Source organism: Planosporangium mesophilum (assembly GCF_016863255.1).
GTDB classification, from domain to species: Bacteria; Actinomycetota; Actinomycetes; order Mycobacteriales; family Micromonosporaceae; genus Planosporangium; species Planosporangium mesophilum.
Map to the genome: position 1 here is coordinate 15,259 of NZ_BOON01000028.1, position 19,724 is coordinate 34,982.

Genomic DNA, 19,724 nt, shown 5'->3' on the forward strand with positions numbered 1-19,724 from the left:
GGCTATCTATATGTGACGACGTTGTCCGTCCCGTTCCTGAGTGCATGGCTCACCCCGTCCCAGGAGGGGGGCTTGGTCGCCGGGGGATCCACACTCCCAAGACCTGCGAGGAGATATGGCCCACGACGTCACCACGCGTCCCGGTCGGGCGCACCGTCCCCCTGAACCGCGCTCGGCCGGCCGCCGAGCACCCCGGTCCGGAGTGCTCGCCACCGCACTGGTCGCCGTACTGGCGGCTGCCGTCGGTGTGCTGGTCGAACAGCCGGCGCACGCGGCTTCGACGAACCCGACCCAGTACGTCAACCCCTTCGTCGGCACCGACGACAGCAACGCACCCAACCCGGTCCCCGGCGGCGCGGGCGGCAGCACCTACCCCGGAGCCGTGCTGCCGTTCGGAATGGTGCAGTTCAGCCCGGACACGCCGACCGCCTCGCCGTCCGGTTACCGCTACTCCGACACCAGCATCGAGGACTTCAGCCTGACCCATTTCGACGGCGCGGGCTGTGCCAACAACGAGGACATCAACATCCTGCCGGTCACAGGCGCGGTGTCGGCCTCGCCGGGAACAAGCTGGACCAGCTACGCCTCCGGGTACACCAAGGTCAACGAAACCGCGGCACCCGGGTACTACAAGACCCGGCTGGACAAGTACTCCACCAGCGTGGAACTGACCGCGACCACCCGAACCGGCATGGCCCGGCTGACCTACCCCGGCACCACCAGCGCGCAGGTGCTCGTCAACACCAGCCGCAGCGCCACGGGCAGCCGCAGCGGGTCGGTGTCGGTCAGCGGCTCGACCGTCACCGGTCAGGTGACCGCGGGCGGATTCTGCGGCTCGTCGAAGACCTACCCGATCTACTTCGCGATGCAGTTCGACCGCGCCCCGACCACGAATGGCACCTGGAGCGGCGGCACGGTCTCGGCCGGTTCGAGTAGTACCAGCGGGACGAACACCGGCGCGTACCTGACATTCGACACCAGCGCCAACGCGGTGGTCCAGTTCACCATCGCGCTGTCGTACGTCAGCATCGCCAACGCGCAGCAGAACCTGGCCGCCGAGAACTCGGGCTTCGACTTCACCGGCGTACGCACGAAGGCGGACACCGCCTGGAACACCATGCTCAACCGCATCCAGGTCAGCGGCGGGGCGACGGCCGACTTGCAGAAGTTCTACACCGCGCTCTACCACGCCTTCTCCAGCCCCAACGTGTCCAGCGACGTCAACGGCCAGTACCGCGGCTTCGACAACGCGGTACACACGGCGAGCGGGATGACCGTGTACCAGAACTACTCCGGCTGGGACATCTACCGGTCCTGGGCGGCTCTGGTGGCGTTCGTCGCCCCGGACGTCATGACCGACGTGGTCAAGTCGATGGTCCTCGACGGCCAGCAGGGCGGCCTGCTGCCCAAGTGGTCGCAGCAGACCAACGAGGACTTCGTCATGACCGGCGACCCCGGACCGATCATCGTTGACAGCGCATACCAGTTCGGGGTCCGCAACTTCGATACCGCCGCCGCGCTGAGCCTGATGGACAAGTCGTCCAATGGGGGCACGACCCAGGGCAGCCCGATCCGCGGTCGTGAGAGCGGTTACCTGTCCGCGCACGTCATCACCGCGGACCCGTCGGACTCGCTGGAGTACTCCGCCTCCGACTTCGCCATCGCGCAGTTCGCCAGGGCGCTCGGCAACAGCTCCCTCTACTCCACCTACATGCAGCGTGCCCAGTGGTGGCAGAACACCTGGAACCCCGACGCCTCCTACGTCAGCCCACGAAACAGCGACGGCAGCTGGGCCTGGCCGGTGAACCCGGCCGGCAACTCCGGGTACACCGAGGGCAACCCGGCCCAGTACACCTGGATGGTCACCTACAACCTCGCCGGGTTGATCAACCTCATGGGTGGCCGGCAGACCGCCATCCAGCGGCTCAACCACCACTTCACGCAGGTCAACGGCGGCCTCACCACACCGTACTTCTACATCGGCAACGAGCCCGAACACGGAGTTCCCTGGGTCTACAACTTCGCCGGCAACCCGGCCGGTACCGCGGACGCAGTGCACAAGGTGATGGCACAGGGCTTCAACACCGGACCCGGCGGTCTACCCGGTAACGACGACCTGGGCGCCACCTCAGCCTGGTACGTCTGGTCGGCGCTCGGGATGTACCCGGCGACGCCCGGCGCCGACACCCTGGCGTTGCACGGGCCGTCCTTCCCATCGATTCTGATCCAGCGCGCCGCGGGCAACGTCACCATCACCTCCAGCGGCTCCGGCACGTACGTACAGGCTCTGACCGTCAACGGCGCCGGAACCTCGCACAATTACGTGCGATACCCCGACCTCGCCGCAGGCGGAAACCTGGCGTACACGATGGGTGGCGCACCGAGCTCCTGGGGAACGGGCGCCTCGGACGTGCCGCCGTCGTTCACCGACGGCGCCGCACCACCGCCGGCCGCACCGGCCTTCGGCACCAACCTCGCCCGCGGTCGCCCGACGACCGCATCCGCGGCGTGCGCCAGCACCGAGACCGCCGACAAAGCCGTCGACGCCGCACTGGCCAACAACAGCAAGTGGTGCACCAGCACAAGCCCCGCCATCTGGCAGGTCGACCTCGGCTCCGCGCAGACCGTGTCCGCCTTCGTCATCAAGCACGCGGGACTCGGCGCGGAGAACACCAACTGGAACACCCGCACCTTCACCATCGACACCAGCACCGACGGCTCGGCCTGGAACACGGCGGTGACCGTGACCGGGTCCCGCGCCAGCCGGACGGTCAACGCCGTCACCCCCCGCACCGCGCGCTACGTGCGATTGACGGTCACCACGCCGACCAACACCACGGACACGGCCACCCGCATCTATGAAGTTGAGGTGTACGCCGACACCGGCGGCAGCCGCATCGGCCAGATCAGCGGGCTCGCCGGTAAGTGTGTAGACGTCGCCAACGGCAACCCGACCGCCGGAACCAAGGTGCAGCTGTGGTCCTGCAACGGCACCGATGCGCAGGTGTGGACCCTCGGTGCGAACGGCAACATCTCCGCGCTGGGTCGCTGCCTCGACGTGTCCAACAGCGGTACCGCCAACGGCACGTTGGTACAGCTGTGGGACTGCAACGGCAGCGGTGCCCAGGCCTGGCAGGCCGGTGCGAATGGCAGCCTGGTCAACCCGCAGTCGGGGCGCTGCCTCGACGTGCCGAACGCCACCAGCGCGGACGGCACACAACTGCAGATCTATGACTGCAACGGCACCGCGGCACAGCAGTGGGCGTTGCCGGCGTGAGGATGGACGCCGGGGGTCGGCTCGGGTGACCGAGCCGGCCCGTCAGCCCCGACCATCAGAGGATCGCCTGCGGCGTCAGCTCGTCCGGCAGCTCCGCCGGCCCGGTCTCCGGGTGTACCAGCTCCGCCTCGACCTCATGCGGCCGGATCCGCCCCTCCGCGATCTCCTCGGCCCAGTGGCACGCGACCCGGTGGCCCGGCCGTACCTCCCGCAACGCCGGTCGCTCGTCCCGGCACCGGGTCGGCTGCGCCCACGGGCAGCGGGTGTGGAACCGGCACCCACCCGGCGGGTTGGCCGGCGACGGCAGGTCACCGGCGAGCAGGATCCGCTCGCGCCGGTCCTCGACCGTCGGGTTGGGCACCGGCACCGCCGACATCAGCGCCTTCGTGTACGGGTGCAGCGGCTCCGCGTACAGCTCGTCCGCACCGGCCTCCTCCGCCAACACCCCCAGGTACATCACCCCGACCGTGTCGGCGATGTGCCGCACCACGGCGAGGTCGTGCGCGATCACCAGATAGGTCAACTCCAGCGAAGACTGCAGGTCCTCCAGCAGGTTGACGACCTGCGCCTGGATCGACACGTCCAGCGCCGAGACCGGCTCGTCCGCGACGATCAGCTCGGGCCCCAGGATCAGCGCGCGGGCGATCCCGATCCGCTGCCGCTGCCCGCCGGAGAACTCGTGCGGGTACTTCCGCAGCGCGCTCGCCGGCAACCCCACCGAGTCGAGCACCTCGCGCAGCCGCCGCGAGGTCGCCGCCTTGTCCTTGGCCAGCCCGTGCGCCTTGAGCCCCTCGACGAGCAGCGACTCGACGCTCTGCCGGGGGTCCAGACTGGACAGGGGGTCCTGGAACACCATCTGCATCCGCCGGCGCTGGCGGCGCATCGCCTCGCCGCTCAGCGCCCGGATGTCCTGCCCGTCGAAGATGATCTCGCCGTCGGTCGGCTCGGTCAGCCGCAGCAGCCCGCGCCCGAGGGTCGACTTGCCGCAGCCCGACTCGCCGACCAGGCCGTAGGTGCCGCCCTTGGGGATCGACAGTGAGACCCCGTCCACGGCGTACACGTACCCGACCGTCCGGTCGAACAGTACGCCGCTCTTGATCGGGAAGTGCACCTTGAGGTCGCGGACCTCGACCAGAGCCCGCGCCGTCACGACGCCACCTCCTGAGCGTGGGATACCGGGTTGTTGCAGCGCAGTGCGGCGTAGCCGTCGTCGACCAGCGGCGGGGTGCCCTCCAGGCACACGTCGAGCACGTTGTCGCAGCGCGGGGCGAACGCGCACCCCTCCCGCCACGGGATGTTGTCGTTGACCGAGCCCCGGATCGGCGTCAGGGGCGTTCCCCGCGGCAGGTCCAGGCGCGGGATCGAGTTCATCAGACCATTCGTGTACGGGTGGCGAGGCGCCGCGAACAGGCGGTGCCGTTCGGTGGTCTCCACCACCTTGCCGGCGTACAGCACGTTGACGGTGTCGCACAGGCCGGCGACCACCCCGAGATCGTGCGTGATCATGATGAGCGCGCTGCCGGTCCCGTTGACGAGCTCCTTGAGCAGCGTGAGGATCTGCGCCTGGATGGTCACGTCGAGCGCGGTGGTCGGCTCGTCGGCGATGAGCAGCCGCGGTTTGCAGGCGAGCGCCATGGCGATGAGGGCTCGCTGGCGCATCCCGCCGGAGATCTGGTGCGGGTACTCCTTGAGCCGCCGGTCCGGGTCCGGGATGCCGACGGCGTCGAGCAGTTCCCGGGCGTTGCGGGTGGACTCGCGCCTGTCCTGGCCCTGGTGGCGCTGGAGCACCTCGGCGACCTGGACGCCGATCGGGACGACCGGGTTCAGCGACGACAGCGGGTCCTGGAAGATCATGCCGATGTCCCGGCCGCGCCGGTCCCGCATCTCGTTGTCGGACAGCCCCAGCAGGTCGAGCCCGTCGAAGAGCACCTGGCCGGAAACGGAGTTGCCGCGCTTGGGCAGCAGCCCCATGATCGCGAGGCTGGTGACGCTCTTGCCGCAGCCGGACTCGCCGACCAGGCCGACGGTCTGCCCGGCCTCGACGCTGAAGCTGACGCCGTCGACGGCCGCGAACGGCTGCTCACCGCGGCGCTTGAAGACGACGCTGAGATCCTGTACGTCAAGCAGTGGCATCGTTCTCACCGACGGTTCTTGGGGTCGAGGGCCTCGCGCATCGCCTCGCCGAGCAGGGTGAAGCCGAGCGCGACGATGATGATGGCGATGGCCGGGTAGTACGCGAGTTCAGGGCGTACCTCGAGGTAGCGGACACCGTCGACGCCGAGCATCTGGCCCCACTCCGCCCGGTTGATGTCCGGGTCGCCGAGGCCGAGGAAGGACAGCGCGGCCGCCTCGATGATGGCGGTACCGAAGGTCAGCGTGGCCTGCACGATCACCGGTCCGACCGAGTTCGGCAGGATGTGCCGCAGCACGATCGCGCCCTGCCGGACGCCGAGCGCCCGGGCCGCGAGCACGTGGTCGCTCTCCCGCTGCGCCAGCATGGAGCCGCGCAGCAGCCGGGCGAAAATGGGCACGTTGACCAGGGCAACGGCGACGATGACCGTCCACTGGCTCGGCCGGGCCACGACCGCGACCAGGGTGACGGCCAGCAGCAGGCTCGGCAGCGCGAGCATCACGTCCGTCACCCGCATGATGCCCAGGTCCAGCCACTTGCCCAGCCGCCCGGGGAACGCGCCGGCCGACGTGCCGAGCGCGATCCCGACGGCGAGGCCGAGGGCGGTCGCGACGACGCCCACGAAGAGGGTCTGGCGCGACCCGTAGACCAGGCGGGACAGGAAATCCCGGCCGAGCGGGTCGGAGCCGAACGGGAACCCGGCTTGGGCGCCCGGGATGTTGTCCACGGTCAGTTCGCGGGTCAGCTCCGCGTACCGGGCGACGGGATCGTGCGGCGCGATCACCGGCGCGAGCGCCGCGACCAGGATGAACAGCAGCACGATCACGGCGCCCACGATGGCCACCGGGTTGCGCGCCAGCCGGCGGGACGCGTCGCGCAGCAGGCTGACGCCGCCGGGCTCGGCCGTACTGGCGGCGAGCCGCTCCAGCTTCTCGATCTTGTGCTGGGTCACTGGCTTCATCCGACACGCACCCTCGGGTCGATCAGGGCGTACGACAGGTCGACGATCAGGTTGATCACTACGAAGACGAACGCCGCGAGCAGGATGAGCGCCTGCAGCACCGGATAGTCCCGACTGCCGGTGATGGAGTCCGAGATCAACGAGCCGAGGCCGCCCCAGTTGTACACCCGCTCGGTGAGGATGGCACCGCCGAGCAGCGCGCCGGTCTGCAGACCGATCGTCGTGGTGACCGGCAGCAGCGCGTTACGCAGGACGTGCCGGCCGCGGATCGTCCTGGTACGCAGGCCCTTCGCCTCCGCGGTACGGACGTAGTCCTCGCCCAGCACCTCGAGCACGCTGCCGCGGGTGATCCGGGTGATGACCGCGAGGGGGATGGTCGCGAGCGTGACCGCCGGCAGGATGAGATGCCAGAGGGCGTCGGCCGCCGCGTCGAACTCGCGGGTGAGCAGGCCGTCGAGGACGAAGAAGCCGGTGACGCGGGTGGCGTCGATACCGACCGACTGCCGGCCGGACGGTGGGAACCAGTGCAGGCCCTGAGTGAGCTGATCCTTGAGCAGGTAGCCCAGGAAGAAGATCGGGATCGCGATGCCCAGCAACGTGCCGACGACGATGACGTTGTCGAGGATGCGGCCCCGGTGGCGGGCGGCCAGGTAGCCGAGCGGGATACCGATGCCCACCGCGATGATGAGCGCCGCGACGGACAGTTCGATGGTGGCCGGGAACGCCCGTCCGATCGTGGCGGCGACGCTGTCACCGCTGCGGATCGAGTTGCCGAAGTTGCCGGTGACGACCCGCTCGAGGAACTTGCCGTACTGCACCCAGATCGGCTGGTCGTACCCCAGCGCCTTGGTCAGCAGCGCGCGGCGCTCGGGGGTGGCGCGCTCGCCGAGGAGCGCCTCCACCGGGCCGCCGGGAAGACTCCGGAGCCAGACGAAGATCAGCGCCGACAGCGCGATGAGGGTGACCACCATCTGCAGCAGACGGCGGACCACGACCCGCAACATCTCCGACCACCCATCCTTACGTCCGGCCGGCCCGGGGTCGAGGATGTCCTCGACCCCGGGCCGGCCGTCTATCGTCGGTTAGCTCTTGGAAACGGTGTTGAAGCGCTCGTCGGTGAGTGGGCTGGCGACCAGACCCTTGATGTTCTTGCCGACCACGATGGACGGCGGCGAGTGCCAGACCGGGATAGCCGGGAGGAACTTGGCCATGATGTCCTTGTTGGCCTGCTGCCAGGCGGCCTTCTTCTTGGCCTGGTCGGGCTCGGCGTCGGCCTTGGCGAGGACGTCGAACATCTCGGTCATCGACTCGTCACCGAACTCCGCCTTGCCCCGGCCGAAGAACGTGCCCGCGAAGTTGCCCGGGTCGTTGTAGTCGCCGGTCCAGCCGAGGATGTGCACGTCGTGCTTGCCGAGCTTCTGCACGTCGTCCTTGTAGCCGCCGTTCCACGGCCGCGGCACACCGTTGACCTTGATGCCGACCGCCTGCAGGTCGTTGGAGATAACCGTGAAGATCTCCTGCGGGTTGGGCATGTACGGCCGGGTGACGTCCGGCGGGTAGTAGAAGTTGAGCGTCAGGTTGGTCGCGCCGGCCTCGGCGAGCAGGCTCTTGGCCTTCGCCGGGTCGTACTTGTACTCCTGGACGTCGTCGGCGTACCCGAGGACTGTCTTCGGCATGAACTCCTTGGCCACCTCGGCGCCCTTGGGGGCCTTGGTCTGCACCAACTGCTCGCGGTTGATGGCGTACGCCAGCGCCTGGCGTACCCGCAGGTCCTTCAGCGCCGGATTGTTCTTCTGGTTGATGCCCAGGTAGAGGATGTTGAACGCGGGCCGCGGCAGCACGTTGAAGCCCTCGCCCTGCATCGCCTTCGCGTCGGCGGGCGCCGGGAAGTCGATGCCGTCGACGGTACCGGCGCGCAGCTCCTGCTTGCGGGCCGTCTCGTCCTTGATGATCTTGATGACGAGCTTGTCGACCTTGGCCTTCTCGCCCCAGTAGTCGGGGTTCCGGTTCAGCGTGATCGTGTTGTTGGCCTTGTCCCAGCCGCCGAAGGTGAACGCGCCGGTGCCGGTCGGGTGGGCGTTGGCGTACTCGTTGTACTCGAACGAGTCACCCTGCTGCTTCACCTGGTCGGCGTTGTACTGCTGGAGCGCCTTGGGGCTGGACATGGAGAACGAGGTCAGCGCGAACGCGCCCGGGAACGCGCCCTTGTACTTCTTGAGCGTGACGACCGCCGTGCCGTCGTCCTTCGCCTCGCACTTGTCGTAGATCGGCTCGCCGGTGGTGTCGCCCTCATTCTTGGCGAAGCCGCCGAATACGTCGCCGTAGTAGATCATCTGGCTCTGGGCGGCGGCGCCCTTCATGTTGAACCAGCGGTCGAAGTTGAAGCAGACGGCGGCGGCGTTGAAGTCGGTACCGTCGTGGAACTTGACTCCCTTACGCAGGTTGAACGTCCACACCTTGCCGGTCGGGTCGCTCTCCCACTTCTCAGCCAGGGCCGGTGCCAGCTCGGCGGTGCCCGCCTTGTGCTGGATGAGCGTGTCGTACATCTGGCGGGCCGGTCGGAAGGATTCGCCGTCGTCGTTGAAGATCGGGTCGAAGTTCTTCGGGTCGCCGGCGCCGGCGAAGACGAACGTGCCGCCGGTCTTGCCCGAGTTCGAACCGCGCTCGCTCTTGCTGCAGCCGGCTGCGCCGACCAGAAGAGCGCCGACGGCGGCGACGACGACCGTCGCTCTCAGCCTTCGTGCCTGCATTCCTCACCCCTCATACGCGACCCCGTCCAGGGCGCCGTCAAGTAGCGGCCATTTAATCCCGCCTGACGCATCGAGGGGAACGACTGACAAGGCTTTGGGTCCAATCCGTGACAATCATTGCCTTCCGGAGGGCCACCGGTGTCACAAAGTCAGACACCCAGGCCGATAGGTCCCACGGGAGCACCGCCGGTACCGCGGTGGCCGCCGTCGCGACCGGCAACAGTCCGTACGGAATCGCCGTCATGGGGCCAGAAGTACACCAGCGGAAGGGGACGGCATCCAGGAACGATAGGTTTTGCCCCTTTTTTGACGAAGATCCCGATTCAAAACTGAGAAACTGCTGTCAGTCTGCTGTTGTATTGGACGACAGGCCATCCGGGCGGCCAAGATGACCCGGTGCGTCTCAGACCCATAGCGTTGCTGCTCATCATGTGTGGTCTGGTGGGCGGGCTGCTGGTCACAGCGGTGTTACCGAGCACCACCCTGGTCGGGTTGGCCGGCGGCTGGCTGGTCTCCCTGCCCCGAAGTCTGCAGGCACCCCCGAGCCAGCAGGCGTCGTACGTCTACGCCAACGACGGCAAGACGCTGATCACCACCTTCTACGACCAGAATCGCCGCAATGTCGGCCTGGCGGACATCGCCCCCGTGATGCAACAGGCCATCGTCGCGGCCGAGGACACGCGGTTCTACCAACACCACGGCGTCGACGTCAAAGGCATGGCGCGGGCGCTGGTCTCCAACGTCCGCACCGGCCAGGCCGGGCAGGGCGGCTCGACGCTGACGATGCAGTACGTGCGCAACGTGCTCAAGAACGACCCCGCGCTGACCCCGCAGCAGCGCCAGGCCGCCACCGCCGGCACGCCGCTGCGCAAGGTACAGGAGATGCGGTACGCGACGGCGCTGGAGAGGAAGCTGTCCAAACAGGATATTCTCGACCGGTACCTCAACATCGCCTACTTCGGCCACGGCGCGTACGGCATCGACGCGGCGAGCCACACGTACTTCGGCAAGCCGCCCAGCCAACTCGGCCTCGGCGAATCCGCGCTGCTCGCCGGCCTGGTCCAGTCGCCGGATGCGTACGACCCGATCAGCGGGGACCGCGCCGGGGCGCTCGCCCGCCGCTCGTACGTCCTCGACGCGATGGCGAAGATGAAGGACGTCTCCACGGGCGAGGCCGCGACGGCCAAGGCCGAACCGTTGGCGCTGCACCCGCAACAGCAGCCCAACAACTGCACCGCGGTGCCCGCCGCGCACAACGACTGGGGCTTCTTCTGCGACTACTTCCACCAATGGTGGAAGGCCCAGCCCCAGTTCGGTGCCACCGTGGCCGACCGGGAGCGGGCGCTCAACGCGGGCGGATACACCATCGTCACGTCGCTGGACCCGAGCATCCAGGCCACGGCCCAGGAGCAGTCCCTGTCCGTCTACGGATACGACAGTCCGCGCGTACTGCCGATGGCCGTCGTCCAGCCCGGCACCGGCCGGGTGACGGCGATGGCGGTCAACCGGCACTACAGCCTCGATGCCAATCCGAACGGGCAGAGCTATCCGAACACCGTCAACCAACTGGTGGCGGGCGGTGGCGGGGTGAACGGCTACCAGGCGGGCTCCACGTTCAAGCTGTTCACGATGCTGGCCGCGCTCTCGTCCGGCACTCCGTTGAACACCACCTTCGACGCGCAGTCCCCGTTCGTGACGAAGTGGCCGGCCAGCGGGGACGGCAGTTGCGACGGGTACTGGTGCCCGGTCGACGCCAACCCGGCCTGGATGGACGGCCAGCGGACCATGTGGGGCGGGTACGGGCGCTCGGTCAACACGTACTTCGTGTGGCTGGAGCAGCAGGTCGGCCCGCAGAACGCGGTGGCCATGGCGCAGCGCCTGGGCATCACCTTCCGGTCGCCGAGCGACGCGGCGCTCGCGGCGAATCCGGACTCGTGGGGCGCGTTCACGCTCGGCGTCTCGGACACGACGCCGCTCGACCTGGCCAACGCGTACGCGACGGTCGCCGCGGGCGGCACGTACTGCGCGCCGCTGCCGGTCGCGTCGATCACCGACGCGTCCGGGCACCGGGTGGCGGCGGCCGATCCCACCTGCCGCCGGGCGGTCAGTGCCGACGTGGCCGCCGCGGCCGCCGACGCGGCCCGGTGCCCGGTCGGCCAGGAGTCCGCATACAACAGATGCGACGGTGGTACCGCGCCGGAGGTCTCCGCGATCCTCGGCGGCCGGCCGGTCGCCGGCAAGACCGGGAGTTCGGACGGCAGCGCGACAGAGACGTTCGTCGGGTTCACCCCGCAGCTCGCGGCGGCCGGGATCGCCACCAACCCGGAGAATCCGCAAGACCACGTCGGCGGCAGCGTCTCGGCCCGGGTCAACAGGGCGGTGGCGACGACGCTGGCCACGGCCTTGAACGGGCAGCCGTACCAGGATTTCCCCGTGCCGAGCAACGAGATCGCTTTCGGCGGGCGCGGGTAGGGTCCGCTCTTCTCCGGAGAGCCGGTGTCGGCGAGAGCCGACACCGGCTCTCGCCTTGAAACCGACACCGATGGTGGCTAAAGCAACAGTAACAAAGCAGCATCTCTGTTTGTTCGAGCATGTGAACGTGCCATATCCTCTATTTCGGGAGCGCTCCCTTTTTGCTCAACCCCCCGCACCAAGGGAGCACAATGTCACGTCCATTCCGCGGCCTTGGGGCTGCCGGCCTGCTACTCGCAAGCACGGCCGTCGCCGTCGTCGCCACCGCCGGTCCGGCGAGCGCCGACACCCAGGTCTGCGACAAGTACGGCACGACCACCGTGGACCGTTACGTGGCCATGAACAACGTCTGGGGTGCCGACACCCCGCAGTGCTTCACCACGACGAACAGCGGATTCACGATCACGAAGGCGGACAACAAGAAGGCCACCAACGGTGCGCCGCTGTCGTACACGGCCATCTACCTCGGCTGCCACTACGGCAACTGCTCCCCCGGCACCAACCTCCCCATGCAGGTCAGTCAGATCAGCAGTGCGACGAGCAGCGCCAGCTTCTCCTACCCCACCAGTGGCGTCTACAACGCCGCGTACGACATCTGGCTCGACCCGTCGTCCAGAAAGGACGGCGAGAACAAGCTGGAGCTGATGATCTGGTTCAACCGGCAGGGCCCCATCTCCCCGGCCGGCACACCGGCAGGCACCGCGACCGTCGCCGGCCGCAGCTGGGAGGTCTGGGCCGGCGACGGCCCCAACCGCAGGGTCGTCACCTACGCCGCGCGGTCACCCATGACCAGCTGGAACTTCAACGTCATGGACTTCATCAACGACGTCAAGACCCACAGCAACCTCACCGACTCGTGGTACCTGACCAGCATCCAGACGGGTTTCGAGCCGTGGGTGGGCGGCACGGGCCTCGCCGTCAACTCGTTCACCGCCGACGTCAACGGCGGCGGTGCGGCGCAGCGGAACCGGCCGGAACAGCCCCCGGCGCCCGCGCCGACGTCGGCGGCAGCCACGCCGGTAACGCCCGCCACCCCCTCGGCGCCGGTGACGCCGACCCGCCAGCCGGCGCCGCAGCCCTCTCCCACCAGGGGCGACGGCCACACGTACGTGGTGCAGCCCGGCGACACACTGTCGGGCATCGCCGCGCGCGAACACGTCACGGGCGGTTGGCGGAGGCTGTACTGGCTCAACCGCCACGTCGTCGGCGCCGACCCGGACCTGATCGTGCCCGGCCAGCGGCTCACTCTCCGATAACCGACAGGGGTGTCCACCGAGCCACGGTGGACACCCCCTGTTCGGCACGCACCGGCTCTACATCGACGAGTCCTCGACCTCGCCGTTATTTCCTATTAACCAGATAGGAAAAGATGACATGGCTCACAGGGTCCTGTCGCCCCCGGCTTCCAGGCCGTACATTGATGCCATGGCTAGAAGTCAGCGCCTCATCCAGCGCCGCTTCGTCGACTACCAGCGGGTGTGCAGCAGCACCTGTTGATGCCGCGCGGACCCGGGGCGACTCCCGCCCGGCCGCCCGAAGCCAGCGCCGATCTTCACCGTTGATTCGCCGACGCTGAGCACTCGCCGGATTCGCGTCCGGCTTCTCTCTCATCGACCCCGTCCATGGTCGTCTCTTCACGCAGGCGCACGCGCATCCGCGTACCCACGATCCGCTGGCGCCCGCGGATCCCGCATGCCCGCGGCTCTACCCCACAGGAGATCTCTGTGCCGTTACCGCTCTCGTCCACTCCGGTCCTGGGCCGGCGCGCGTTCCTCGGCGCGCTGTCCGGCGCCGCCGTCGCCGCCGGACTGGCCGCCTGCGCCCGTGACGAACCATCGACGCACCTGGCCGCCGCCGCTCCCCTGCCCACCTCCGTCGACCCTCAGACGGCCCTGTCCATATCCATCCACACCAGCCAGAAGCAGTTCGAAGGCGCGGGGCTGCTGGACAAGTTGCCGTTCCGGGTCAAAGACTGGCCGAACCTGTCCGCCGGTCCCGACATCATCCAGGGCTTCCGGGCCCGCTCCATCGACCTGGCCAGCAACGCCGGGGTACCGCCGATTCAGGCCCGAGCGATCCAGTACGACGCGAAGATCGTCGCAGTGCAGACGGTGCCGGTGCCCATCTACAGGTTCGCCACCGCGCCCGGCTCGTCGATCTCCTCGCGGCCCGACCTCAAGGGCAAGAAGATCGCCTTCTCCCAGGGGCAGGCGCAGGGCGTCGTGGTGCTGCGCACGCTCAAGGAGCTCGGCCTCGACAAGCGCGACGTGACGCTGGTCGCCCTGACCAGCAACCAGTTCTACACCGCGCTGCAGAGCCGGCAGGTCGACGTCGCGCCGCTCGCGGAGCCGAGCCTCACCAAGTACCTCAACCAGTTCAGCGGCGACGGCGCCAAGGCGATCGACATGCACGCGGTGGACTACCTGACCGTCCTCTGGTCACCGGCCGAGGTGCTGCACGACCCGGCCAAGGCGGCGGCGGTACGGGCGTTCATCCCGTACTGGGTGCGCGGCACCGTGTGGGCCTGGGAGAACCGGGAGGCCTGGGCCGACCTGTACTACGTCAAGGACCAGCAGCTGAGCCCGGCCGACGCGCAGCGGGCCGCGGCAAGCACGCCCCGGCCCACCTACCCGCGTCGCTGGGACAGGGCCATCGCCTGGGAGCAGGAGACCGCCGACCTGCTCACCGCCGGGGGCTTCATCCCGAAGGTCAAGGCGGCCGATCTGTTCGACCGTCGCTTCGAGACGGTGGCGGCCGACGCCGCCCCCGCGAGCTATCAGGAGTAGGCCATGACCGACGTCCTTGCACCCCCTCAGGCGGCTTTACAGGCGGCTTTGCAGGCGCCTGTCACCGTCGCGCCGCGCCGGCGCCGCCTCGGCCTCGGCCGCCCCATCCCGTACGGGCGGGTGCTCGGCCCGCTGCTGATCCTCGGTGTATGGCTCGCCGCCTCGGCGGCCGGCCTCCTCGATCCGCGCGTACTGCCGGCTCCCTGGACCGTGGCGGACACCGTCAGCCGGCTCGTCGAGGCCGGCACCCTGCAGGACAGCCTCGCCGTGTCACTGGGCCGCGCGGCGCTCGGCTTCACGTTCGGCGCGCTGGCCGGAGTCTCCCTCGCGCTCGCCGCGGGCCTGAGCCGCCTGGGCGAGGCCCTCGTGGACGGCTGGCTGCAGGTCCAGCGCGCCGTGCCGACGCTCGGCCTGATCCCGCTGATGATCCTGTGGCTCGGCATCGGCGAGGCGTTCAAGGTCGTCATCATCGCGCTCGTCGTCGCGGTCACGCTCTACGTCCAGACGTACGCCGGCCTGACCTCCATCGACAGCCGGTACGTGGAGCTGGCCGAGACCGTCGGCCTGAGCCGGTCACGCTTCATCCGCGCGGTGGTGCTGCCCGGTGCGCTACCGGGCCTGTTCGTCGGCCTGCGGCTCGCGGTCACCAGTTCCTGGATCTCGCTGGTGGTCCTCGAGCAGATCAACGCCACCAGCGGCATCGGCTACCTGATGTTCCAGGCCCAGAACTACGCCCAGACCGACGTGATCGTCGTCGGCCTCATCGTGTACGGCCTCTTCGGCTTCATCTCCGACGCGGCCCTGCGCTTCGTGGAGAGGAGGGTCCTGTCGTGGCGACGGACACTCAGCAGCTGACCCGCCCAGCGGTACGGGTGTCCGGGCTGGTGCGCCGCTTCGGCGACCGTACCGTCCTGGACAGTCTCGACCTCGACATCGCGCCCGGGCAGTTCGTGGCGCTGCTGGGGCGCAGCGGCTCCGGCAAGAGCACCCTGCTGCGAGCCCTCGCGGGGCTCGACTACGACGTCGCCGGGTCCGGCTCGATCGAGGTACCCGGCCGGGTGTCGGTGGTGTTCCAGGACTCCCGCCTGCTGCCATGGCAGCGCGTACTCGACAACGTGCTGCTCGGACTCGGCGGCCGCGACGCCGCCGACCGGGGCCGCGCCGCGCTGGCCGAGGTCGGCCTCGCCGGTCGGGAACGGGCCTGGCCCGTCGAGCTGTCCGGTGGCGAGCAGCAGCGGGCCGCGCTGGCCCGGTCCCTGGTACGCGAGCCGGAACTCCTGCTCGCCGACGAGCCCTTCGGCGCGCTCGACGCTCTCACCCGCATCCGCATGCACGGCCTGCTCCGCGAGCTGTGCCAGCGTCACGGGCCGGCCGTGCTGCTGGTGACGCACGACGTCGACGAGGCGATCGTCCTCGCCGACCGGGTGCTGGTCCTCGTGGACGGCCGGATCGCCGTGGACCAGCCCATCGACCTGCCGCAGCCGCGGTCCCACCGGGATCCGCGGTTCCTGGAGTACCGCTACCAACTGCTGACCGCCCTCGGGGTGGAGGAGGAGATCACCGTATGAGCCGGACACTGCACCTCAACGCGTTCCTGATGGAGGCCGGCCACCACGAGGCCGCCTGGCGGCTGCCGGAGAGCGACCCGTACGCCGCCACCAGCGTCGCGCACTTCCAGCACCTCGCCCGCGTCGCCGAGCGCGGCAAGCTCGACTCGCTGTTCCTCGCCGACTCCCCCGTGCTGTGGCACGGCCGGATCGGGCGCCGTCCGGCGGCCACCCTCGAGCCGACCGTACTGCTCACCGCGCTCGCCGGGGTCACCAACCACATCGGACTGATCGCCACCGCGTCGACCACGTACAACGAGCCGTACAACCTGGCCCGCCGGTTCGGCTCGCTGGACCACATCAGCGGGGGCCGGGCCGGCTGGAACATCGTCACCACCGCCGGTCTCGACGCCGCCCGCAACTTCAACCTCGACGACCTGCCGGCGCACCGGCAGCGGTACGCGCGCGCCGCCGAGTTCGTGGACGTGGCGATCAAGCTGTGGGACAGCTGGGACGACGACGCGATCCTCGCCGACAAGGAGTCCGGCGCGTGGGGCGACGACGACCGCATCCATCCCGCCGCCCACGTCGGTGAGTTCTACCGGGTCGCCGGCGCGCTCGACGTGTCCCGGTCACCGCAGGGCCGGCCGCTGCTGGTACAGGCGGGGTCCAGCGAGGACGGCAAGGACTTCGCCGCCCGCTACGCCGAGGCCGTCTTCACCGCCCAGCAGACCCTGGCCGACGCGCAGGCGTTCTACGCCGACCTGAAGGCGCGGGCCGCAGCCACGGGCCGGGACCCGGGCACCATCAAGATCCTGCCCGGGATCGTGCCGGCAATCGGGGCCACCGAAGCCGAGGCGCTGGCGCTGGAGGAGGAGCTGGACCGGCTGATCCGGCCGGAGTACGCCAAGCGTCAGCTCGCGGAGACGCTGCGGCTGTCCCCCGACGACCTTCACCTCGACCGTGAGCTACCGGCCGACCTGCCCGACGAGGACGAGATCGAGGGCGCGAAGAGTCGGTACACCCTCATCGTGACGCTCGCCCGCCGGGAACGACTCACGGTCCGGCAGCTCATCGGGCGCCTCGGTGGCGGGCGCGGGCACCGCACCTTCGCCGGTACGCCGGAGCAGGTGGCCGACGCCATCGAGCACTGGTTCAACGCCGGCGCCGCCGACGGTTTCAACATCATGCCGCCGGTCCTGCCGCGCGGCCTGGAGGACTTCGTCGACCACGTGGTGCCGATCCTGCAGCGGCGCGGGCTGTTCCGCACCGAGTACACCGGCCGCACCCTGCGCGAGCACTACGGCCTGGCCCGGCCGGCCGGCCAGCTTGTGGGAGCGTACCGATGACCGTGGCGATCCAGCCCGACCTGTTCCGATCCCTGCTGCGCCGGCACGCGGCCGGCGTCGTCGTGATCACCGCGGCGGGAGACTCCCCTGTCGGCTTCACCGCCACCTCGTTCACGTCGGTGTCGCTGCAACCGCCCCTGGTCTCGTTCTGCCTGAACCGCACCTCGTCGAGCTGGCCCACGGTGTCGGTCGCCGGCCACGTCGCGGTGCACGTACTCGCCGACGGCCAGGAGCAGCTGGCCCGTACGTTCGCGGCCAGAGGCATCGACCGGTTCGCCGGGCCGACGCGCTGGCGCACCGGCCGGTACGGCCTGCCGGTCCTCGACGGTGCGCTCGCCGTCCTGGTCTGCCGCGTCGTCGAGCGCATCGAGGCCGGTGACCACGCCATCGTGCTCGCGGAGCTGGTCGACGGCGAACACCTCGCCGACGACGTGGCGCCGCTGCTCTACCACATGGGCCGGTACCTGCGGGTCCGGGAAGGGAATCGATGATGACCACACCCACGGTCTCGGTCGTCGAGCTGATCGGCAATCCGCGCGCCGGCTCGCGTACCCGGGCACTCGCCGACGCGGTCGTCGCCGAGTTGAGCGGCCGCCCCCGGATGGCCGACACGCCGTTGGGGCGGCCCAGGGTCCTGGAGCTGGCCGAGCTGGTCGGGGTGACCTTCGGGCCCCGGCCGGCCCGGGCGGTCGCACCGCTGGACGACCCGTTCGCACCGGTGAGCGCCGCCGGGCTGCTGGTCGTCGCGACACCGACGTACAAGGGCACCTACACCGGCCTGCTGAAGATCTTCCTGGACCAGTTCCGGCAGGGCGACCTGTCCGGCGTGGTCGCCCTACCGGTCACGGTCGCCGCGTCCGCGGACCACCTGGCTTCGGTGACGGCGGCCCTGCGCGACCTGCTGGCCGAGCTGGGGGCCGACGTGCCGAGCCGACCACCGGCCGTACTCGAGTCGAGGCTGGCGGCGCCGGCCGAGGTGGCCGCGGAGTGGGCCGCCTGGCACGCGGGCGAGGTGGCCGACCTGCTGTCGCGGGTCAGTGCGGCACGGTGAGAGCGGCGAAGACGATGATGTTGTCGGTGTAGTTGCCCGACCGTCGGTCGAAGTTGCCGCCGCAGGTGATCAGGCGTAGCTCCGGTCGGCTGGTGGCGGCGTAGACCTGGTCGGTGGGGAAGTCGGTCTTGTCCACCTGTGCGGTGCGGTAGACGGCGAACCGGGCGGTACCGCCGTCCTGCCGGGTGATGAGGACCTGGTCGCCGCGCTTGAGTTGGTACAGCTGGTAGAAGATGCCCGGCTCGTGGTAGCCGTCGACGTGCCCGACGATCACCGCAACGCCGGTCTCGCCCGGGGTCGGGCCCAGGGAGTACCAGCCGGCCTGCATAGGGTCCTCGACCGGTGGCACCTCGAGGGTCTGGTCGGCGGTCAGCCCCAACGGCACCAACGACGACGCCACGTCGAGCGCCGGGATCGACATCCGCACCGGCACCGATCGGGACAACGGCTTCACCGGGGGCGTCGGTGGTAGCAGCGGTACCCGTGACGCGGCGAGCTATCCATCCGGACCGGGATGAGTTCGCGATTCCGGCGGCGGAAGCCCGGCGCGCGACGAAAGCGGCTGGAAGACGTCGGGATCGTCTGCTGAACGTGTATCCGGGCTGTGCCGGGTAGGAAACGGAGCTCGCCGGGGGCGGGTTGATACGTACGTCCCACAACAGCGGCGGCGAGGCGCGCCGGAAGGGGATCCCGATGAGCAGTGTGGCTGCCCGGTACGGGATCGACATCACTGCGGCACGAAGAGGCGTTGCGAGTCGCGTAGCGGTGGCCGGGCGGAAGTACGTCATCGAGGCGATCGGAACGTTCTTCCTCGTCTTCACGGTGGGCGCCACCGCGTACATCGGAACCCCGCTCGCACCGCTGGCGGTCGGCTCGATCCTGATGGTCATGGTCTACGCCGGTGGGCACATCTCCGGCGGGCACTACAACCCCGCCGTGACCCTGGCAGCGCTGGTCCGCCGCCGGATCGATCTGGGTGACGCCATCGGGTACTGGGTGGCGCAGCTGGTGGCCGGCGTGGTCGCCGCGCTGGTCGTACGCGTTGTCATCCCGGCACACGCCACGCCTCGGCCACTGTCCGGTCGCGCGCTCGGAGCGGTGTTCGTCGTGGAGCTTCTGTTCACCTTCGCGCTCTGCTTCGTCGTGCTCAACGTGGCCACGAGCAGGGACAACCCGAACAACTCCTTCTACGGCCTGGCGGTCGGCTTCACCCTCATGGTGGCCGCCATCACCATCGGCGGCCTCTCCGGCGCCGCGATCAACCCGGCGGTCACTCTCGCCGCCGTCGTCCTGGGCATCTTCGCCTGGTCGACGATCTGGGTCTACCTGCTGGCCCAGGTGGTCGCCGGCGTCCTGGCGGGATTCGCCTTCCGCGCGCTGAACCCCGACGACAAATGATC

Annotated in this window: 16 protein-coding genes; 10 read left to right on the plus strand and 6 right to left on the minus strand. The window is 69.4% G+C overall.

Features of this window, described 5'->3' with window-relative positions; translation table 11 throughout:
- Nucleotides 1–202 precede the first annotated feature (202 nt).
- The gene (locus Pme01_RS14585; RefSeq protein WP_239088234.1) at nucleotides 203–3,277 is read left to right on the plus strand and encodes a GH92 family glycosyl hydrolase; all 3,075 of its coding nucleotides are present in this window, start codon (nucleotides 203–205) and stop codon (nucleotides 3,275–3,277) included.
- 55 nt (nucleotides 3,278–3,332) lie between these two features.
- Here Pme01_RS14585 and Pme01_RS14590 read toward each other — a convergent pair whose 3' ends face one another.
- The 5 genes from Pme01_RS14590 to Pme01_RS14610 all read right to left on the minus strand — a co-directional run bounded on the left by Pme01_RS14590 (nucleotide 3,333) and on the right by Pme01_RS14610 (nucleotide 9,119).
- Entirely contained in the window at nucleotides 3,333–4,427 is a 1,095-nt protein-coding gene (locus Pme01_RS14590; protein ID WP_168115959.1) for an ABC transporter ATP-binding protein, read from the minus strand.
- Entirely contained in the window at nucleotides 4,424–5,410 is a 987-nt protein-coding gene (locus Pme01_RS14595; protein WP_168115958.1) for an ABC transporter ATP-binding protein, read from the minus strand. Before Pme01_RS14595 ends, Pme01_RS14590 begins: the two co-directional genes overlap by 4 nt.
- A gap of 5 nt (nucleotides 5,411–5,415) precedes the next feature.
- On the minus strand, nucleotides 5,416–6,369 hold the full coding sequence (locus Pme01_RS14600) for an ABC transporter permease (RefSeq protein ID WP_168115957.1): 954 nt from the start codon (nucleotides 6,367–6,369) through the stop codon (nucleotides 5,416–5,418).
- Entirely contained in the window at nucleotides 6,366–7,373 is a 1,008-nt protein-coding gene (locus Pme01_RS14605; RefSeq protein ID WP_168115956.1) for an ABC transporter permease, read from the minus strand. Before Pme01_RS14605 ends, Pme01_RS14600 begins: the two co-directional genes overlap by 4 nt.
- Before the next feature lie 78 nt (nucleotides 7,374–7,451).
- Nucleotides 7,452–9,119 carry an ABC transporter substrate-binding protein gene (locus tag Pme01_RS14610; protein ID WP_168115955.1) on the minus strand — a complete coding sequence of 556 codons (1,668 nt, stop codon included), beginning with the start codon at nucleotides 9,117–9,119 and terminating at the stop codon, nucleotides 7,452–7,454.
- 429 nt (nucleotides 9,120–9,548) lie between these two features.
- Between Pme01_RS14610 and Pme01_RS14615 the strand changes: the two genes are divergently transcribed.
- From Pme01_RS14615 to Pme01_RS14645, 8 genes are all read left to right on the plus strand, one after another.
- Nucleotides 9,549–11,591, plus strand: coding sequence for a transglycosylase domain-containing protein (locus tag Pme01_RS14615; RefSeq protein WP_168116001.1), 2,043 nt, complete (start codon nucleotides 9,549–9,551; stop codon nucleotides 11,589–11,591).
- Nucleotides 11,592–11,782: 191 nt separating this feature from the next.
- Entirely contained in the window at nucleotides 11,783–12,847 is a 1,065-nt protein-coding gene (locus tag Pme01_RS31485) for a GH12 family glycosyl hydrolase domain-containing protein (protein WP_275408527.1), read from the plus strand.
- Between the two features lie 468 nt (nucleotides 12,848–13,315).
- Nucleotides 13,316–14,377 (plus strand): ABC transporter substrate-binding protein, encoded by a 1,062-nt coding sequence (locus tag Pme01_RS14625; RefSeq protein WP_203935632.1) that lies wholly within the window; start codon nucleotides 13,316–13,318, stop codon nucleotides 14,375–14,377.
- A 3-nt stretch (nucleotides 14,378–14,380) separates the two neighbouring features.
- Nucleotides 14,381–15,232 (plus strand): ABC transporter permease, encoded by an 852-nt coding sequence (locus Pme01_RS31000; RefSeq protein ID WP_168115953.1) that lies wholly within the window; start codon nucleotides 14,381–14,383, stop codon nucleotides 15,230–15,232.
- Nucleotides 15,208–15,945, plus strand: a complete 738-nt coding sequence (locus Pme01_RS31005; protein ID WP_168115952.1) for an ABC transporter ATP-binding protein — start codon at nucleotides 15,208–15,210, stop codon at nucleotides 15,943–15,945. The genes Pme01_RS31000 and Pme01_RS31005 overlap by 25 nt, the downstream gene beginning before the upstream one ends.
- Nucleotides 15,942–17,273 carry an LLM class flavin-dependent oxidoreductase gene (locus tag Pme01_RS14635; protein WP_168115951.1) on the plus strand — a complete coding sequence of 444 codons (1,332 nt, stop codon included), beginning with the start codon at nucleotides 15,942–15,944 and terminating at the stop codon, nucleotides 17,271–17,273. The genes Pme01_RS31005 and Pme01_RS14635 overlap by 4 nt, the downstream gene beginning before the upstream one ends.
- Nucleotides 17,270–17,764: a flavin reductase family protein gene (locus Pme01_RS14640; protein WP_168115950.1), complete on the plus strand. Its 495-nt coding sequence runs from the start codon at nucleotides 17,270–17,272 to the stop codon at nucleotides 17,762–17,764. The genes Pme01_RS14635 and Pme01_RS14640 overlap by 4 nt, the downstream gene beginning before the upstream one ends.
- Nucleotides 17,764–18,324: an NAD(P)H-dependent oxidoreductase gene (locus Pme01_RS14645; protein ID WP_168115949.1), complete on the plus strand. Its 561-nt coding sequence runs from the start codon at nucleotides 17,764–17,766 to the stop codon at nucleotides 18,322–18,324. The genes Pme01_RS14640 and Pme01_RS14645 overlap by 1 nt, the downstream gene beginning before the upstream one ends.
- On the opposite strand, the gene Pme01_RS14650 is transcribed toward Pme01_RS14645, so the two are convergent.
- A complete protein-coding gene (locus Pme01_RS14650; protein WP_203935633.1) occupies nucleotides 18,308–18,769 on the minus strand; it encodes a class F sortase in 462 nt (153 codons plus the stop codon). The genes Pme01_RS14645 and Pme01_RS14650 overlap by 17 nt on opposite strands.
- Nucleotides 18,770–19,017: 248 nt before the next feature.
- Here Pme01_RS14650 and Pme01_RS14655 point away from each other — a divergent pair, with 248 nt between their 5' ends.
- The gene (locus Pme01_RS14655) at nucleotides 19,018–19,722 is read left to right on the plus strand and encodes an MIP/aquaporin family protein (protein WP_168115948.1); all 705 of its coding nucleotides are present in this window, start codon (nucleotides 19,018–19,020) and stop codon (nucleotides 19,720–19,722) included.
- Nucleotides 19,723–19,724: the final 2 nt, after the last annotated feature.

Bases quoted from the DNA above. Each gene is read 5' to 3' on its own strand.
- Pme01_RS14595 (WP_168115958.1), bottom strand. From the start codon at position 5,410: ATGCCACTGCTTGACGTACAGGATCTCAGCGTCGTCTTCAAGCGCCGC.
- Pme01_RS14600 (WP_168115957.1), bottom strand. From the start codon at position 6,369: ATGAAGCCAGTGACCCAGCACAAGATCGAGAAGCTGGAGCGGCTCGCC.
- Pme01_RS14605 (WP_168115956.1), bottom strand. From the start codon at position 7,373: ATGTTGCGGGTCGTGGTCCGCCGTCTGCTGCAGATGGTGGTCACCCTC.
- Pme01_RS14610 (WP_168115955.1), bottom strand. From the start codon at position 9,119: ATGCAGGCACGAAGGCTGAGAGCGACGGTCGTCGTCGCCGCCGTCGGC.
- Pme01_RS14615 (WP_168116001.1), top strand. From the start codon at position 9,549: ATGTGTGGTCTGGTGGGCGGGCTGCTGGTCACAGCGGTGTTACCGAGC.
- Pme01_RS31485 (WP_275408527.1), top strand. From the start codon at position 11,783: ATGTCACGTCCATTCCGCGGCCTTGGGGCTGCCGGCCTGCTACTCGCA.
- Pme01_RS31000 (WP_168115953.1), top strand. From the start codon at position 14,381: ATGACCGACGTCCTTGCACCCCCTCAGGCGGCTTTACAGGCGGCTTTG.
- Pme01_RS14635 (WP_168115951.1), top strand. From the start codon at position 15,942: ATGAGCCGGACACTGCACCTCAACGCGTTCCTGATGGAGGCCGGCCAC.
- Pme01_RS14640 (WP_168115950.1), top strand. From the start codon at position 17,270: ATGACCGTGGCGATCCAGCCCGACCTGTTCCGATCCCTGCTGCGCCGG.
- Pme01_RS14645 (WP_168115949.1), top strand. From the start codon at position 17,764: ATGACCACACCCACGGTCTCGGTCGTCGAGCTGATCGGCAATCCGCGC.
- Pme01_RS14655 (WP_168115948.1), top strand. From the start codon at position 19,018: ATGAGCAGTGTGGCTGCCCGGTACGGGATCGACATCACTGCGGCACGA.